This window comes from Crossiella sp. SN42, from assembly GCF_023897065.1.
Lineage (GTDB): Bacteria > Actinomycetota > Actinomycetes > Mycobacteriales > Pseudonocardiaceae > Crossiella.
Window position 1 is genome coordinate 1 of record NZ_JAMHIV010000057.1, and the last position, 16,101, is coordinate 16,101.

General features: G+C 72.1%; 16 protein-coding genes. 8 read left to right on the forward strand and 8 right to left on the reverse strand.

All coding sequences use genetic code 11. From position 1 onward, the window contains the following. Nucleotides 1-200: 200 nt before the first annotated feature. Nucleotides 201-1,130, reverse strand: a complete 930-nt coding sequence (locus M8C13_RS42000) for an ABC transporter ATP-binding protein (RefSeq protein ID WP_252486425.1) — start codon at nt 1,128-1,130, stop codon at nt 201-203. A gap of 120 nt (nt 1,131-1,250) precedes the next feature. Here M8C13_RS42000 and M8C13_RS42005 point away from each other — a divergent pair, with 120 nt between their 5' ends. Beyond that, on the forward strand, nt 1,251-2,690 hold the full coding sequence (locus M8C13_RS42005; protein ID WP_252486426.1) for an FAD-dependent oxidoreductase: 1,440 nt from the start codon (nt 1,251-1,253) through the stop codon (nt 2,688-2,690). Beyond that, complete coding sequence (locus M8C13_RS42010) at nt 2,687-3,103, forward strand: DUF6314 family protein (RefSeq protein ID WP_252486427.1); 417 nt, start codon at nt 2,687-2,689, stop codon at nt 3,101-3,103. The genes M8C13_RS42005 and M8C13_RS42010 overlap by 4 nt, the downstream gene beginning before the upstream one ends. Here the strand turns inward: M8C13_RS42010 and M8C13_RS42015 are convergent. Genes M8C13_RS42015 through M8C13_RS42025 form a run of 3 tightly spaced genes read right to left on the reverse strand, consistent with a single transcriptional unit; the run spans nt 3,093 to nt 5,640 of the window. After that, nucleotides 3,093-4,343: an AAA family ATPase gene (locus tag M8C13_RS42015; protein ID WP_252486428.1), complete on the reverse strand. Its 1,251-nt coding sequence runs from the start codon at nt 4,341-4,343 to the stop codon at nt 3,093-3,095. The two genes, M8C13_RS42010 and M8C13_RS42015, sit on opposite strands and share 11 nt — an antisense overlap. Next, the gene (locus M8C13_RS42020) at nt 4,340-5,200 is read right to left on the reverse strand and encodes a lipopolysaccharide assembly protein LapB (protein WP_252486429.1); all 861 of its coding nucleotides are present in this window, start codon (nt 5,198-5,200) and stop codon (nt 4,340-4,342) included. Before M8C13_RS42020 ends, M8C13_RS42015 begins: the two co-directional genes overlap by 4 nt. Then, nucleotides 5,197-5,640 carry a hypothetical protein gene (locus M8C13_RS42025; RefSeq protein WP_252486430.1) on the reverse strand — a complete coding sequence of 148 codons (444 nt, stop codon included), beginning with the start codon at nt 5,638-5,640 and terminating at the stop codon, nt 5,197-5,199. Before M8C13_RS42025 ends, M8C13_RS42020 begins: the two co-directional genes overlap by 4 nt. Before the next feature lie 53 nt (nt 5,641-5,693). Between M8C13_RS42025 and M8C13_RS42030 the strand changes: the two genes are divergently transcribed. After that, nucleotides 5,694-6,158, forward strand: a complete 465-nt coding sequence (locus M8C13_RS42030) for an NUDIX domain-containing protein (protein WP_252486431.1) — start codon at nt 5,694-5,696, stop codon at nt 6,156-6,158. Between the two features lie 24 nt (nt 6,159-6,182). On the opposite strand, the gene M8C13_RS42035 is transcribed toward M8C13_RS42030, so the two are convergent. Then, a complete protein-coding gene (locus M8C13_RS42035) occupies nt 6,183-6,581 on the reverse strand; it encodes a hypothetical protein (RefSeq protein ID WP_252486432.1) in 399 nt (132 codons plus the stop codon). A gap of 139 nt (nt 6,582-6,720) precedes the next feature. Between M8C13_RS42035 and M8C13_RS42040 the strand changes: the two genes are divergently transcribed. Beyond that, a complete protein-coding gene (locus M8C13_RS42040; RefSeq protein WP_252486433.1) occupies nt 6,721-8,157 on the forward strand; it encodes a hypothetical protein in 1,437 nt (478 codons plus the stop codon). On the opposite strand, the gene M8C13_RS42045 is transcribed toward M8C13_RS42040, so the two are convergent. From M8C13_RS42045 to M8C13_RS42055, 3 genes are read right to left on the reverse strand one after another with little or no spacing between them, the layout of a single operon-like run. Next, nucleotides 8,147-8,569 carry a hypothetical protein gene (locus M8C13_RS42045; protein WP_252486434.1) on the reverse strand — a complete coding sequence of 141 codons (423 nt, stop codon included), beginning with the start codon at nt 8,567-8,569 and terminating at the stop codon, nt 8,147-8,149. The two genes, M8C13_RS42040 and M8C13_RS42045, sit on opposite strands and share 11 nt — an antisense overlap. Next, nucleotides 8,562-9,206: a response regulator transcription factor gene (locus tag M8C13_RS42050; protein ID WP_252486435.1), complete on the reverse strand. Its 645-nt coding sequence runs from the start codon at nt 9,204-9,206 to the stop codon at nt 8,562-8,564. The genes M8C13_RS42045 and M8C13_RS42050 overlap by 8 nt, the downstream gene beginning before the upstream one ends. 14 nt (nt 9,207-9,220) lie before the next feature. Further along, nucleotides 9,221-12,199 carry an endo-alpha-N-acetylgalactosaminidase family protein gene (locus tag M8C13_RS42055; protein WP_252486436.1) on the reverse strand — a complete coding sequence of 993 codons (2,979 nt, stop codon included), beginning with the start codon at nt 12,197-12,199 and terminating at the stop codon, nt 9,221-9,223. Nucleotides 12,200-12,369: 170 nt separating this feature from the next. Here M8C13_RS42055 and M8C13_RS42060 point away from each other — a divergent pair, with 170 nt between their 5' ends. From M8C13_RS42060 to M8C13_RS42075, 4 genes are all read left to right on the forward strand, one after another. Continuing rightward, nucleotides 12,370-13,263, forward strand: coding sequence for an ABC transporter ATP-binding protein (locus M8C13_RS42060; protein ID WP_252486437.1), 894 nt, complete (start codon nt 12,370-12,372; stop codon nt 13,261-13,263). Next, nucleotides 13,263-13,991, forward strand: coding sequence for an ABC transporter permease (locus M8C13_RS42065; protein ID WP_252486438.1), 729 nt, complete (start codon nt 13,263-13,265; stop codon nt 13,989-13,991). The genes M8C13_RS42060 and M8C13_RS42065 overlap by 1 nt, the downstream gene beginning before the upstream one ends. Nucleotides 13,992-14,182: 191 nt before the next feature. Next, nucleotides 14,183-15,289, forward strand: a complete 1,107-nt coding sequence (locus M8C13_RS45700) for a sensor histidine kinase (protein ID WP_252486439.1) — start codon at nt 14,183-14,185, stop codon at nt 15,287-15,289. Next, a complete protein-coding gene (locus tag M8C13_RS42075; protein WP_252486440.1) occupies nt 15,286-15,891 on the forward strand; it encodes a response regulator transcription factor in 606 nt (201 codons plus the stop codon). Before M8C13_RS45700 ends, M8C13_RS42075 begins: the two co-directional genes overlap by 4 nt. The last annotated feature ends 210 nt before the right edge of the window (nt 15,892-16,101 follow it).

Below are 16,101 nucleotides of genomic sequence, written 5' to 3' on the forward strand. Positions count from 1 at the left end.
TGGCGGGGCCGGGGGAGCGGCGGTCGGGGCGGAGGCGGCTGGCGTGGTGGGGACGGGCGGAGCTGGCGCGGCGGGGGTAAAGGCGACTGGGGTGGCTGGCGAGGGCGGGGGAGGCGCGGCTGGTGTGGCGGTGGGCGCTGCTGGGGTGGCGCTGGCGGGGGTGGGCGGATGGGTGGCCTTGGCGGGGTTGGCGGGGCGGGTCATGCGGCGGCCTCGGGCTCGCGTTCGGTGAGGGGGTGGCCGGTGAGGGTGAGGAAGGCGTCGTCCAGGGTGGCGCGGTCCAGGCGGAGGTCGATCGGGATGACCTGTTGGGCGGCCAGGGCGGCGGTCAAGGTGTGCAACAGGTTGCCGTGGCCGGTGACGATGACCTCCGGGCCTTCCTGGCGTACCGCGTGCACCTCCGGCAGGGTGGTCAGCGGGTGTGGGTCCAGTGGCGCGGAGGGGCGGAATCGCACGGTCTGCTCATTGTCCACTGTGGACATGAGTCCGGCTGGGGTGTCGATCGCGGCGACCCGGCCTGCGGCCAGCACCGCGATCCGGTCGCAGAGCCGTTCCGCCTCGGCCATGAAGTGGGTGACCAGCAGCACCGTGACGCCCCGGTCCCGGATGCCCTCGATCAGCGCCCAGGTGTCCTTGCGCGCCTGGGGGTCCAGGCCGGTGGTGAGCTCGTCCAGGATGGCGATCTCCGGGTTGCCGATCAGGGCCAGTGCGATGGACAGGCGTTGCTGCTGGCCGCCGGAGAGCTTCTCGAAGCGGGTGTTCGCCTGTTTGGTCAGGCCGAGTTCGGCGAGTAACTGCTGCCAGGGCAGGGGATTGGGGTAGAAGGTGGCGTAGAGCTGGAGCGCCTCGCGGACGGTGATCCGGTCAGGCAGGCGGCACTGCTGGAGCTGGGCGCCGAGCTTGGCGCGCAGGGCGGGGCCGTCGCGCTGGGGATCCAGGCCCAGTACGGAGATCCGGCCGCGGTCGGGGCGGCGCAGGCCCTCCACGCACTCCACCGTGGTGGTCTTGCCCGCGCCGTTGCGGCCCACGACGCCGAAGATCTCGCCGCGCTCGACGGTGAAGGATACCTCGGCCACGGCCACGTGGTTCCGGTAGCGCTTGTGCAGGGAGTCGACCTCGATGACTGGCATGGGATGAGCTTGTCCTGTGCCAGTGCGGCACGACATCACTCGGATCGGTGGACCGGGAGGGCGGCTGGTTGACCGGGAATCAGCTGATCGGTTGATGCGCCAGGCCGTACAGTCGGTGGGGTGGGGGCGAGACTGGCGATCATCGGCGCGGGTCCGGCGGGACTGGCCACGGCACGGGCGGCGCGCGCGGCCGGGCTGGAGCCGGTGCTGTTCGAGCGGAAGACCGAGCTGGGCGGGGTGTGGCGGCCGGGCGACGGCGCGGCCTGGGCCGGTATGACGACCAACCTGTCGCACCAGCTGTGCTCGTTCTCCGAGCAGGCCTGGCCGGAGCGGACCCGGGACTACCCGTTCCAGGGCGAGGTGCACGGGTACCTGTCCGCCTACGCGAGTGGGCTGAGCCCGCGTTATGGCTGTGCGGTCAGCGAGGTCGCGCCCTCGGGTGACGGGTGGGCGGTGACCTGGACCGAGGCGGGGCGGGAGCATCGCGAGGTCTTCGCCGCGGCGGTGCTCGCCTCCGGGGTGTTCTCCCGGCCCTGGATGCCCGAGCTGCCGGGGAGTTTTGCCGGGGAGTCACTGCACAGCAGCCAGTACCGCGGCGCGGAACGGTTCGCCGGGAAGCGGGTCGCGGTGGTGGGGATGTCCTTCAGCGGCACCGAGATCGCGGCCGAGCTGGCCGGGGCGGGGGTGGCGACCACGGCGGTGACCGGCAGGCCGTTCTGGATCCTGCCGCGCTACGAGGGCGGTGTGCCACGCGACCTGCGGGGCATGACCCGCCGGCGTCAGCAGGAGCGGACCCGGTTGCCGAGGGCGGCGGCCAACCGGGCGGCGAACACCCGTTACGACGCCCTCGGCGGCAACCCGGGCCGGTTCGACTCCCGGCTCGCCCTGGACCCGTCCTCGACCGAGCCGCCGCACCTGGTCACCTCCGACCGGCTGCCCGGCCTGCTCGCCGGCGGCGCGCTGCGGATCGCGGTCGGCCACGTGACCGCCTTGTCGCCCAAGGGGTTGGTGCTCGCCGATGGGTCCGCTGTGGACTGTGACGCGGTGGTCTGGTGTACCGGGTACCGGCCCGAGCTGCCGCTGCCCGCGCCGCTACTGGCGGAGATCTCCTTCGCCGACGACTGTTTGCAGCCGATCCTGTTGCACGGCTGCACCTTCCACCCCGCGCTGCCGGGACTGGCCTTCGTCGGCGTGTACCGTGGGCCGTTCTTCGCGGTGATCGAGCTCCAGGCCCGCTGGGCGGTCGAGGTGCTCGCCGGGGCGATGCCGCCGCCCGCGCCGGAGGTGATGCGGGCCGGAATCCAGTCAGAGCTGGACATCCGGCTGGCCCGGCCGCGGCCGCAGTTCCCGCACGGCGACTACGTGGGTTTCGCCGATCGGCTGGCCGCCGAGTTCGGCGTGCTGCCCTCGCTGGATCCGGCGGGGGAGTGGTACGAGCAGCTCTGGCACGGGCCGGTGGTCGCCGGGCACTACCGGCTGCGCGGGCCTGGCGCGAACCCGGAGCTGGCCGCGCGGCAGTTACGATCGGCGTGGGAACGGGTCGGGAGGAGGCCGGGGTGAACGTCAGCGCGCAGCAGCTGTTCGCCACGCTGCCCGGCGAATGGCGGTTCAGCCGGGTGATCACCGGGCAGGGCACCGCGAGCGGCCTCGCCCGGTTCCGGCCCGCCGGGCCAGGGGAGCTGCACTACCGCGAGGACGGCACGCTCACCCTGGACACCGGCTACACCGGGCCCGCCTACCGCGAGTACCGCTACCGGCTCGACGGCGAGGCGCTCCAGGTGTGCTTCCCGGACGGCCGGATCATGCACACCCTGCGCCCGGACGCCGAGGCGGCCACCCACCTGTGCGGCGCGGACGTCTATACCGGCCACTACCGGCTGGCCGACCCGGACACCTTCCACATCTCCTACGAGGTGGCCGGGCCGCACAAGGACTTCACCATCGCCACCGTGTTCCGGCGGGTCACCGGCTGAGCCTGCGCCGGACCTCCTTGGCCGCCAGGTACTCGGCCACGTCGGAGTAGCGCTCGGACTGGTTGGCGAACTCCACGTACGCCTTGGCCCGCACCAGCCAGTCCACAGTGGACGGACGAACCTGGGCGAGGGCCTGTTCCAGGTGCGCCATCCGCAGTGGCGGCTCCGCGCCGGTGCGCAGCGCCTCGTCGATCACCGCGTCGATCGCGCGCTCGGTGACCGCGCGCAGGTCCGCGCCGCTGAACAACGCGGTCGGCTCGGCCAGCCTGCCGGGGTCCACGCCCTCGGTGGGCGCGGCGGCCAGCAGCACGCGCAGGATCTCCGCGCGGGCCGGGGCATCCGGCGGCGGCACGAACACCACCCGGTCGAACCGGCCGGGCCGCAGCATCGCCTCGTCCACGTCCCACGGCGCGTTGGTGGCGGCCAGCACCAGCACCCCGTCGTTGTCCGAGCCGATCGCGTCCAGCTCCTGCAACAGCACGTCCACCAGGCGGCGGGCGTCGGAGCCGTGGTGCTTGTGCCGGGCGAAGGCCAGCGCGTCCAGCTCGTCCAGGAACAGCACGCAGGGCGCCTGGGCGCGGGCGTTCTCGAAGGCGGCGTGCAGGTTCTGCTCGGACACCCCGAGGTAGGGGTCCATCACGTCCTCGATCCGGACGTTGACGAACGGCAGCCCGCACTCCCCGGCGGTGGCGCGGGCCATCATGGTCTTGCCGCAGCCGGGCGGCCCGTACAGCAGCACGCCGCCACCGGTGCGGCGGCCGTACTTGGCGTAGAGCTCCGGCCGGGACAGCGGCAGGATGATCATGCGGTGGATCAGCTGCTTGACCTCGGTCATGCCGCCGATCTGGTCGAAGGTCAGCGTTTCCGCCCGCGCGGGCGGACCCTCCGGCCGCTCGCCGGAGCGACCCTCGGCGGTGACCCTGATCGCGCCGCGCGCGGTGAGCAGCTCGTCGACCAGCCGCTGGAGCTTGCCGACACCCTCCACGATCCCGGCCTGTCTGGCGTGTTCCAGGCAGGCGCGCAGCAGCGGCAGCCGCTGCTCGGCCGCGGCCAACTCGCCGATGTGCACCAGCGACTCGGTGAGGTCGGCGTCGTGGTGCAGCAGCCAGTCGTACTCATCCAGCGCCGCCGCGGTCTGACCGGCGCCGGCCAGCTCCTCGGCCAGCATCAGTCGCAGCATGGGGTCATCCGGGCTGGCCGCGACCGCGCGGCGCAGCGACTCGATCCGGTGCTCGCTCATCGGTTTCGCTCCAGCCAGCGGCGCACCAGCGGCGGCGCCACCCACGAGTAGACGCAGTACAGGACCCAGATCACGGTCAGCCCCAGGGCCAGCGGCAGCAACCCGGCCGCGCGCAGGCCCAGCAGCACCAGCATGAAGCCCAGCCACAGCTTCATCGGCCCGATCCGGTACATCAGCCGCAGCGGCCGCAGCGCCGGGTGCGCGGCCACCCTGGCCTCGCGGGCGGCCGCGACGTAGGCGGCGTTGCCGGGTTCGGCGGCCGCGGCCGCCCGGAACGACCGGTACGCCTGGTCGACGTCCCCGGTCTGGGCCGCGGCGTTGCCGTGCATGGCCCGCGCCGCGGTGGAGTCCGGGTCCTGCGCCAGGGTGTCCGCGCTGTGCCGCACCGCCTCGGCGTCCTGGCCGCGGGCCAGCGCGATCATCGACCGGACCTGGCCGACCGACTCCAGGTGCGGATCGTGGTGTGCGGCCCGGGCGACCAGCCGCTCCGCCTTGTCCACCTGCCCGGCGGACAGGCACAGCCGCGCGTAGTCGCAGAGCAGCTGCGGCTGTTCCGGGTCCTGGTGCAGCGCGGCCAGCAGCGCCTCCTCGGCCGCCGGCCACTGGCCCAGCTCGTGCCGGGTGTTGCCGAGCACCTGCAGCAGCGGCAGGTCCGGCCCGAACCGGCTGATGCCGTCCGCGGCGACCTGGGCCGCCTCCTCGTTGCGGTCCAGCATCCACAGCGCGCTGGCCCGGAACACCGTGGCCGGGTAGCCGACCGCGTCCTCCCCGGGCAGCTGGGCCAGCGCGTCGAGCGCGCGCTCGGGCTGGCGCACCGACATCCAGTGCCGCACCAGCGCGAAGGTCTCCTCGCTCATGCCGTCCACACCACCACGGCCACCAGCAGCGCCTCCGGGATGCCGCAGCCGAACAGCGCGCCGAAACCGGGTCCCCACAGCGAGGCGTGCTCGCCGCCGCGCAGCTGGAACACCCGTTCCGCGGTGTGCTGCAAGCGGGCCTGGGCGAAGTAGCCGAGCAGCGCCACCGCGCGGATGATCAGCCGCAGCGCGTTGATCGCCACCAGGTCCGCGATCAGGTGCGCGAGCACGAGCTCCGCGGCCAGCGCCACCCCGCCGATCAGCAGCACCAGCCGCCGCTCGCGGGCGGCCATGCCCAGCTTGCCGGAGTTGAGAAAGGCGATGGTGGTGACCGCCAGCACGCCGCCGAAGAACGCGACATAGGCCTGGCTGCTCACCCGCCACGGCCGTGCGGTCCCGGCTGACGTGCGAATCGTCGGCCGGAGAAGATCGTCGGACACCCTGCCCCCTCCAGTTCCGCCGAAAGCGTAGTCGACGGCTCTACCCTGTTCCGGTGACGCGGCGAAGTGCGGGCATCCTGGTCCACCGCAGGGGCGAGAACGGGGTGGAAGTCCTGCTCGGACACATGGGCGGCCCGTTCTGGGCGAGCAAGGACGAGGCGGCCTGGTCCATCCCCAAGGGCGAGCACACCGAGGACGAGGCGCCGGAGGCCGCGGCCCGGCGGGAGTTCCTGGAGGAGCTCGGGCTGCCCGCGCCGGAGGGGGAGCTGCTGCCGCTGGGACAGGCGCGGCAGTCGGCGAAGGTGGTCGCGGTGTGGGCGGTGGAGGGGTCGGTGGACCTGGAGCGGGTGGTGCCGGGGACCTTCCGGATGGAGTGGCCGCCGCGGTCGGGGAAGTTCGCGGAGTTCCCGGAGCTGGACCGGGTGGCGTGGTTCGACCTGGAGACCGCGGCGGTGAAGCTGGTCAAGGGACAGCGGGTGTTCCTGGCGCGGTTGGCCGAGCTGCTGGCTCAGAGCTGATCAGCGGGTGCCCGCAGGCCCTGCTCAGTGCGTGCGCCAGAAGACGACCATGATCACGATCTGGAGGGTGAGGACGCCCACGATGATCGACCACTGCCTGCCGAAGCTCCAGCGCCGCGCGACCGCCAGCAGCACCAGCACCACACCGGCGACAGCGGCGACGACGCAGCCCACTGTCCACCACACGTCCCCAGAGCTGCCGCCGATGAAACCGACGATGACCGAGAACAGCACCGCTCCGACGATCATCCAGTCGCGGAGGAAGCCCTCGGCCAGCGCCACCACCGCTCTGGGCAGAAAACCGGCCCACGCGCGGCGGCGCTGGGTCGATCCCTCAGCCTTGTCCACCGCATCGGCGTGCTCGTAGGCCGAACGAAACAGCGGACCGTCCTCATCGGTCGGACCGGGCCGGTCGGCAACCATGGCGTTCACCCTAGACCCAGCGTCGCCGCTGGGCTGAACGGCAGCTTGCTGTCACGAGTTGGCCAAAACCGGGAGGGCTCCCCAGGCTGGTGCCGACAATCAGTGACGGCAACAGCCCGATCCGCGACGGAGGAGCCCGATGGACTACCCGACACTCCCGGTGCCGGAGCCAGCCCCCGCGCCGGAACCGGGCTGGACGCCGCCCCCGCCCCGCCCGCAGGACCCGTTGGCGGTGGCGCTGGGCAACGCCTCCCTGCTGAGCGTCGGCTACTTCCTGATGCGCAAGGTCAGGCTCGGCGTGATCACACTGCTGATCACCCTGGCCCTGGTCGCGGCGCAGACCGGGACGGTCCGGGAGACCTGGCTGGAGTTCACGCTGCTCGGCTGGTGGCTGCTGATGGTCTGGCACGGCTGGTTCCTGGCCCGCCGCGCCGAGCAGGCGGTCCGCAAGGGGCAGCGGCTGTGGGCGCTGGCGGCCGCGCTGGTGGTGCTGCTGGTGGTTGGGTTCCTGCGGTTCGACGCGGCTGGGATCGAGCGGGAGGTCACCGCGGCCAAGGAACGCGGGGACTGTGGGCAGGCGCTGTCCGCGCTGGACCAGGTCGGGTTCGGGCACCGGGTGGCCGACGCGCCGCTGACCGTGCGCGGGGAGCAGACCGCGGACGCCTGTCAGCGGTTGCGGCGCTCCGCTGACAAGCTCACCGCGGCGCTGACCGGGAACACCGAGGCGCTCAAGGCCGGATTTGACGAGCTGGCCAACGTGCTGGCCAACCTGCCCGGCCACGAGAAGATGACCGACACCGTGCTCAACGCCTTCCTCGGCGGCCTGCCCGCCAAGAGCCCCTGCCACACCGTGGTGGTCACCACCTGGCTGCGGCAGCGGCAGGCCACCAAGAACACCCTGGACCGCGCCGCCGAGGTGGTGGACAAGCACGCGCCGCTCGCGCTGGCCGAGTGCGGGGACCTGATCATGGACGGCAAGCAGTGGGAGCAGGCCAAGGCGCAGTACCAGCAGCTGATCGACCAGTACCCCGGCCACGAGCTCATCGGCCGGGCCGAGGAGGGCGTGCGCAAGGCGACCCTGGCCATCGAGCTGGACAACGTGCGCGGCCTGCTCCGCGGCTCCAAGTCCGCCTACTGCGCCAGCCCCGCGAAGTACAGCGCGGCCCCGCCCTACGGCAAGGGCACCAACCGGGCGATCATGGCCGGTGAGGGCGAGTACACCGGCAGGCTGCCCGGGGAGTGGAAGACCGAGGACCCCACCCAGGCGGTGCTGGTGGTCTGCGCGGGCCGGAAGGAGTACGGCGCGATGGTGCGCAGCTGCCTGTACCAGAACAAGATGCTGCCCCGGGTCCCGCACAGCGTGGCCTTCCACAAGATCGCCATCCCGGTGCGGGCCTACGAGCTGCGCACCGGCAAGCGGGTGGTGGACGCCAAGGTCGAGGTCGGCGGCTCGGTCTGCCCCAGGGTGCTGCACTACCGGACCATCTTCAACGACGGCCCGCCGCCCTCCCAGGTCTACGTCACCGAGTCCGACAAAGAGGTGCACGCCGCCTTCGGCTGGTTCATCAACCAGTGACCCGCCGGGCCAGCAGCCAGTCCACCAGCACCGTCAGCCCAAGTCCGAGCCCGCCGACCAGGCCGAGCGGGATGGTCTCCAGGCCGTTGACCAGCCCCAGCAGGTCGATCGGCAGCCACAGCAGCACCGACAGCGCCGCCGCGGCCGGGGCGATCAGCAGTGCCCAGCCGCGGCGGCCCGCCGGGGTCGCGGTGCGCGGGGTGACCGTGGGCGTGGCGGCGGCCAGCGCCCAGCACAGCAGCCACAGCACGGCCAGGGCCAGCGCGCCGAGCACGGCCACCCACAGCCAGACGGTGTCCGCGAACAGCCCCACCAGCACCGTGGTGACCAGGGGCGCGGCCGCGAAGCCGCCGAGTAGCACGGCCAGGGCGAGGCGGGCGTAGAGCGGGATGTGCCGCGCCGGGTCAGCCATTGAGGTAGGCCAGCACCGCGAGCACCCTGCGGTTGTCGTCCTCGGCTGGCAACAGGCCGAGTTTGCTGAAGATGTTGTTGGTGTGCTTGGAGACCGCCTTCTCGGTGATGAACAACCGGGCGGCCACGGCGGCGTTGGACCGGCCCTCGGCCATCAGGCTGAGCACCTCGCGCTCGCGCGGGGTGAGCGCGGTGACCGGCTTGTCCCTGGCGTGCCTGGCCAGCAGCTGGGCGATCACGTCCGGGTCCATCGCGGTGCCGCCCGCGGCGACCCGCCTGACCGCGTCCACGAACTGCCCGACGTCGGCCACCCGGTCCTTGAGCAGGTAGCCGACGCCGCCCGCGGAGTCCGACAGCAGTTCGCGGGCGTAGAGCTGTTCGACGTACTGGGACAGGATCAGCACCGGCAGGCCGGGCAGCCTGCGCCGGGCCTCGATTGCGGCGCGGAGGCCCTCGTCAGTGAACGTCGGTGGCAGTCGCACATCGCAGACCGCCACGTCCGGTCGATGCCTGACGAGGGCTTCCAGCAGGTCACGGCCGTTGTCCACGGCGGCGACCACCTCGAAGTCGTGCGCCTGGAGCAGCCTGATCAGGCCGTCGCGGAGCAGGACGAGGTCTTCAGCGATGACGACACGCACGGGGCCATTCTGGATCACCGCCCCGCCGGGCCGAGATGGAACACCGCAAACTCGTCCAAAGACAGCTCTTCCGCGACGCCACCGATCGCCCGGCGCAGCCCGACCCAGCTGTCCCCGGAGCTGGACGCGGTGAACTCCACCGTGTGCGTGCCGGGCTCGGCGCGGGCCGGCAGCGGGGTCACCGTGACGTCCCTCGGCTTGCCGTCGGCTGGATCCTCGCCGACCACCCAGCTGTAGGCGCCGCCCGCGGCCGCGTACGTGAAGCTCACCCGGTAGCGGTGGCCCGGCTCGAAGCGGACCGTGGCCGGGGTGGTCCGGTAGACCAGGTGCGCGACGTACTCGAAGGACTTCAGGCTCCAGTCGCCCTCAATCACGTCGTCCACTGCCTTGCCGTTCCAGCCGCGCTGAGTGAACGGGGCGTGCTTCTCGGCCAGGTGGGTGCGGGCGTCGGTGGGCGCGATCTCGCCGCCGGGCACGAACGGGCCCCAGCCCTGGTCGACCCGCTCGAAGTCCCAGCGGCTGCCGGGATCGGGAGCCGGGGTGACCCGCAGGTCGTCGATCCGGACCGCCGCGTCACCCTCGCCGACCCGGACGCCGACCTCGGTGCCGCCGGTGCTGGTGAAGAACACCCGGATCCGCTGTGACTTGGTGCCCTTCTTCTCCTCGGAGGCCACGATGTTGGTCACCGTGGAGCGGTCCAGCCGGGTTTCCTTGCCGTCAGCGAACACGGTGACCGGCCTGGACTTGCCGGGCTCGACCTCCACCATCAGCGAGGCCGCGTACTCACCCGGCGGCAGCTGCACCCGCTGGCTCAGGCTGGCCGATCCGCCGCGCACCACGGCCTCCCGCTGCCCGCGGTCGTTGGCCTCCACCGCGACCGCGCCGTTGTGCCGCCAGCCGGTGAGGTCGCCGGAGTCGAAGCCGGGGTTCGTGGTCGGCGTGCCCTCGCCGTAGCCGGCCTTCGGCGCGGGCGCGGGGGCCTGCGCGGTGACCAGGTACGGGGTGCGCGCGTCGGCGGTGATGGTCACCTTTCCGTCGCGCACCGGCAGCGCGCCGACGTGCGCACGGCCGTCGTCGGTGAGCCGGTAGAGCTGGAGGCTGGGCCACTTGGCCAGTGCCGGCGGCAGTGCCCAGGTGCTGGTGCCACCGGCGGGATTCCAGTGGTAGGCCTTGTCCGGCGCGGCAGGCGACCAGGGCAGCAGATAGGCGCCGTTGTCATAGATCAGCCTGCCGTCCTGGTGGAACTGGCGTTTGCCGCCGGGCGCGGTCACCTTGAGCCCGCCGTCCAGCACAGCCTCCACAGTGGACAGTCGCTGCACCGGGAAGTGCTGGAGGTACTTGGTGGGCAGGTTCTGCTCGAAGGTGTTGGCCAGGAACGCCCGGTAGTCGGTCTCGCCGGTCCAGCCCTCGAACTCCACGATCCGCGCGCCCATCAGCAGCGGGTGGTGCACGAAGACGTCCTTCTGGTGGTTGCGGGCCAGCCGGATGATGGTGGAGTTGATGCCGCGGTGGGTCTCACTGCTGTAGTCGATGTCGGTGGCCCAGTGCGTCCACAGCGTCTCCCGCTCCAGCCGGTGCGACCACTCGGTGGCCATCTCCCAGCCCAGCTGCCGCACCTCGCGCTGTAACCGGTCCGCGGTCCAGCCCGTCTCCCGGAACACGTCGAAGTACAGGAAGTCCAAGCCGCCCTTGGTCTCCCGCTGGAGCTGGGCCAGCCTGCGCTGGAGGTCGCCGGAGGCCAGGTCGCGGCGCTGGTTGATCCGGTAGGACTGGTCCATCCAGGCCCACTGCTTGTTGCTCTTGTCCACCAGCGTCTCGGAGAAGGCCTTCGCCTCCGGGTAGGACTCGGTCGCGTTGACGTGCACGCCGAAGTCGGCGTTCCAGCGCTTTCCCTTTTCCAGCAAGGTGTTCAGCCCGCGCAGGCCGCCAGCTCGCTCGTTGTAGTGGCCGCCGTAGTCCGGGTGCGCGGCGTCGTGGCCCTCCGACTGGTAGCCCTTGAGCAGCACGAACTGGCCGAGGCCGTCGGTGGCCAGGTTGACCCGCTTGGTGTCGTCCAGGGTGCGGGTGAACGGGTGCGTGGCCGAGGAGGCGATGTTGAACGGGATCCGCTGCACCACCCGGTCCTTGGTCCGCTGCCAGCCCTTCGGCTGCCACATGATGTCCCGGAAGGCGATCGCCGCGTCCTGCCAGTCCAGCACGCCGTCGCCGTTGCGCTCCCCGGTCAGCGTGACCTTGGCCCAGGGCGCGGGCTCGGTGTCCGGCGCGTCCTTGGCCCGGTGCGTCCACCGTCCACTCCAGACACTCACCGCGGGGCCGTCCGCGGTGGCCCTGGCCTGCCGCCAGATCCGGCCGTTCTCATCCGCGCCCGGACCGCCGTCCTGGTCGTAGGTGGAGTTGGTCTCGATCGCGGCGGCCAGCTTGCCGGTGCTGACCATGCCATAAGCCGAGCCCTGCGGCTGCGCGTCCGGCGCGGTGGCGGCGTTGACCGGGTAGATCCGGTCGCCGTTGCCGTTCTTGTTCAGCTCCACCCTGGCCGCGGCCACCTGCGCGGCCGGATCGGCGGCACGCACGGTGAGCAGGTCGTGGCCGGGGATGTCGATGGTGCCCACCCGGAAGGCCGGGGTGTCGCGCACCTGGTCGATCCGGAAGGTCACGGTGCGCCCGCGCAGCGCCAGGCTGGTCTCCAGGCGCACGCCGGGCAGGTCGGGGAAGGTCAGCGCGTACCGCACCGCGCCACCGGCCGGGCGGGCGGCGGCGCTGGTCCGGTACTCGGTTCCGTTGAGCCGCAGCGAGGTCAGCGGCGCGGACCGGCCGTGCAGCACCGCGCCGGAGCGGCGGTCGGTGTAGCTGACCACCCGGGGGAACTCCGCGCCGATGGCCACGCTCAGCTCGGCCGAGCGCAGGGTCAGCTCGGGTTGGGCAACAGCCGGTAGCGCGGGGGCGAGCAGGGTCAGGGCGGCGGCTAACACCACGGGGGACAGGCGGGTCGACACGGGCACCTCCACGATCGACTGCGCGAATGTGCTTGTTCTATGGCGCTAAACATCATTAGTCAACACTCAATCAATCAGGACTGAACAGTCCGGGGTTGGGACATGTGTACTGGCCAACCGTGGACAAAGCACTCTTACCTGCGGAAACGCCGGTAAATACGGTTGGTGCCATGAACGAGGCAGTCCAGCTGACCGCGGTGACAAGGGCCTACGGGCCGGTCCGCGCGGTCAACGGCGTCGACCTGACCGTGCCCACGGGGCAGACGGTCGCGCTGCTCGGCCCCAACGGCGCCGGCAAGTCGACCACGATCAACCTGATGCTCGGGTTGCTGGCCCCGGACTCCGGGCAGGTCAGGTTGTTCGGCGGCACCCCGGAGTCGGCGATCAGGGCCGGCCGGGTCGGCGTGCTGCCTCAGGATGCCAAGCTCATCCCCCGGGTCACCGTGGGCGAGCTTGTCGACTTCGTCCGGCGCGGCTATCCCTCCCCGCTGCCGCTGGCCGAAGTGCTGGGACTCGCCGGGCTCACCGACCTGGCCACGCGCAAGGCCGACGCCCTGTCCGGGGGGCAGGCGCGCCGGGTGCAGTTCGCGCTGGCCATGGCCGGTGACCCGGAGCTGGTGGTGCTCGACGAACCCACCACCGCGCTGGACGTCGAGCACCGCCGCGAGTTCTGGTCCTACCTGCGGGCCTTCGCCGCCCGCGGCCGGACCGTGCTGTTCTCCAGCCACTACCTGGAGGAGGTGCAGGAGAACGCGGACCGGGTGGTGGTGATCTCGGCGGGCCGCACGCTGGCCGATGCCACGCCGGACGAGCTGCGCCGCCAGGTCGGCGGGACCACGGTGTCCCTCGACCCGCGCGGGCTCAGCCCGGTCCAGCTGCACCGGCTGCCCGGGGTGCTCTCGGTGGCCATGCGCGGCGGCCGCGCCTACCTCAGCTGCGCCGACTCCGACGCCACCGTGCGCGGACTGGCCGAGATCGGCGCGATCCACGAGCTGGAAGTGACCGGAGCCGGACTGGAGGAGGCCTTCATGGCTCTCACCGCACAAGATCGGACGGCTGTCTGATGCTGGGCTACATCATCATCGAGTGCAAGCGGCTGGGCCGGGACACCGGGTTCCTGATCATGAGCGTGCTCACCCCGCTGGTCATGTACGTGGTGTTCAACAACCTCAACGTGGCCATCGGCCAGGACCCCCGGCACGCCGCGCTCTACACCATGATCAGCATGTCCGCCTTCGGCGCGATCAGCGGCGTGCTCAACAGCAGCGTCGGCGTCGCCGAGGACCGGGCCATGGGCTGGCTGCGGCAACTGCGGCTGACCCCGTTGTCCCCGTTGCGGATCGTGCTGGCCAGGGTGCTGATCTCGATGCTGCTGGCGCTGCCGCCGGTGCTCTCGGTCTGCCTGGCCGGGGTGCTGGTCAACGACGTGCAGCTCTCCGCGGGCCGCTGGCTGACCGTGGTGGGCCTGCTGTGGCTGGGCACCGCGCCCTTCGCCGCGGCCGGCATCGCCATTGGCTACCTGCTCTCGGTCCGGGTGGCCCAGCTGGCCAGCATCTTCGTCTACTTCGGACTGTCACTGGTGGGCGGACTGTGGATCCCGCTGGCCGCCTTCCCGGACTGGCTGGCCGAGCTGGCCCGCTACACCCCGACGAACCGCTACGCCGACCTGTCCTGGCGGGTGGTCTTCGAGCAGGGGCCGTCGGCGGCCGGGATCGGCATCCTGATCGGGTGGTTGGCGCTGGCCGCGGGCTTCGCGGTCTACGCATACCAGCGTGGGGGACGGCGGGCATGATCAGGCCGTGTCCCGTGGGTCTCGCACGTGAGCGCCGGAGTCCAGGTCGTTCCTGGCGGTGCCGCCGAGGCGGCCTCGTACTTGGGCGTACTTGGTCGTCTCGGCGGTGCCGCCAGGAACGGGCTGGGCCCGGCGCTCGCGTGCGAGACCCGCGGGACACGGCCTAGGGTGCGGGAATGCGGACGAGGCCGGTGACCGATCCGATCCACGGTCAGCTGCCGCCGGTGGTGATGCTGCCCTGGCTGGCCTCCCTGCTCATGCCCGCACTGCGCGCCGACACCCTGGGCGCCACCGCGCTCGGGGTGTTCGCGCTGGCCTACGCGGCCGCGGTGTGGCTGCTGCTGGGCACGCGCGGCCCGCGCTGGCCGTCCATCGCGCTGGCCGTGCTGCTCACCGCGATCGCGCTGGTGTTCGCGGCGAAGCTCGGCGAGTTCTGGTACCTGCCGATGCCGTTCGTGTTCGCGGTCTGGTCGCTGATCACCGTCGAGTACGGCGCGCCGCTGGTGAACGTGGCCGGTGTGGTGGTGGTGCACCTGCTCGGGGTGTGGGTGGGCAGCGACGCCCCGCAGATCGTGATCGGCGCCTTCCTCACCTTCCTGGCCGGCATGCTGACCTTCGTGGTGCTGCGACTGGGCGGCGCGGTCCGTGAGCTGGAGGCGGCCAGGGAGGAGCTGGCGCACACCGCGGTCGCCAGGGAACGGCTGCGCTTCGCCAGGGACCTGCACGACCTGCTCGGCCACACGCTCTCGTTGGTGGTGGTCAAGGCGGAGGCGGTGCGGCGGCTGATCCCGCGCGATCCGGCCGCGGCGGGGGAGCAGGCGGCCGACATCGAGACGGTGGGGCGGCGGGCGCTTTCGGAGGTGCGGCAGGCGGTCACCGGTTACCGCGAGCCGAGCCTGGCCGAGGAGCTGGCCGGAGCGCGGGCGGCGCTCACCGCGGCCGGGGTGGTCGCGGAGCTGCCGGAGCCGGGGGAGCTGCCGGGGGAGGTGGGCGCGCTGCTGGGCTGGGTGGTGCGGGAAGGTGTCACCAACGTGCTCCGGCACGCGCGGGCCCGGCGGTGCGTGATCGAGCTGCGGCAACTGGAGGAGCGGGTGGAGCTGAGCATCACCGACGACGGCGACGGCTGGGTGGGTGGCCCAGGGAGTGGGCCGCACGAGCAGGGCGGCCCGGTCGCCGAGGGCAACGGGCTGCGCGGCCTGGCCGAACGGGTGCGCGCCGCCGGTGGTGAGCTGCTCGCCCAGGGCACTGCCGCCGGTTTCACGCTGCGGGTGAGCCTGCCTGCCGGGGAGGCGTCGTGATCAGGGTGCTGCTGGCCGAGGACCAGGGCATGATGCGCGGCGCACTGGCCCTGCTGCTCGGCCTTGAGGAGGACATCGAGGTGGTGGCCGAGGCCGCCACCGGCGACGAGGTGCTGCCCAAGGCGCTGGAGACCCAACCGGACATCGCCGTGCTGGACATCGAGATGCCCGGCCGCAGCGGTCTGGAGGCCGCCGCTGACCTGCGCGAACAGCTACCGTCCTGCCGGGTCTTGATCGTCACCACCTTCGGCCGCCCCGGCTACCTGCGCCGGGCCATGGAGGCGGGGGCCAGCGGGTTCCTGGTCAAGGACGGCCCGGTGGAGCAGCTGGCCGTCGCGATCCGCCGGATCCTGGCCGGTGAGCAGGTCATCGACCCCGGACTGGCCGCCGCGGCGCTGCGCTCGGGCCCGAACCCGCTCACCGAGCGGGAACGCGAGCTGCTGGCCGCCGCCGCGGACGGGGCCACCGTGGCCGATCTGGCCGCTCAGCTGTTCCTCTCGGAGAGCACGGTGCGCAACTACCTGTCCTCGGCGATCCAGAAGACCGGCACCCGCAACCGGATCGAGGCGGTGCGTGCCGCGGCCGACCGCGGCTGGCTGTGAAGGATACGCAGAGTGCCCGGCCGGGCAGGCAGGAAGTCCGAGTTGGACGGTCCCCGCGGGGTTTCGCTTGGCCCGCAACGGGAACCCGGGTTCGCGACGCGAACGGGTCCGGACAAAGCCGGGAGATTCCTAACCGAGACCGGGCAAACCCTGGCGAAACCTGCCCGGCGCGAGTGAGAATCCGGGGAGATGATCGGCCCCCGACCCCCT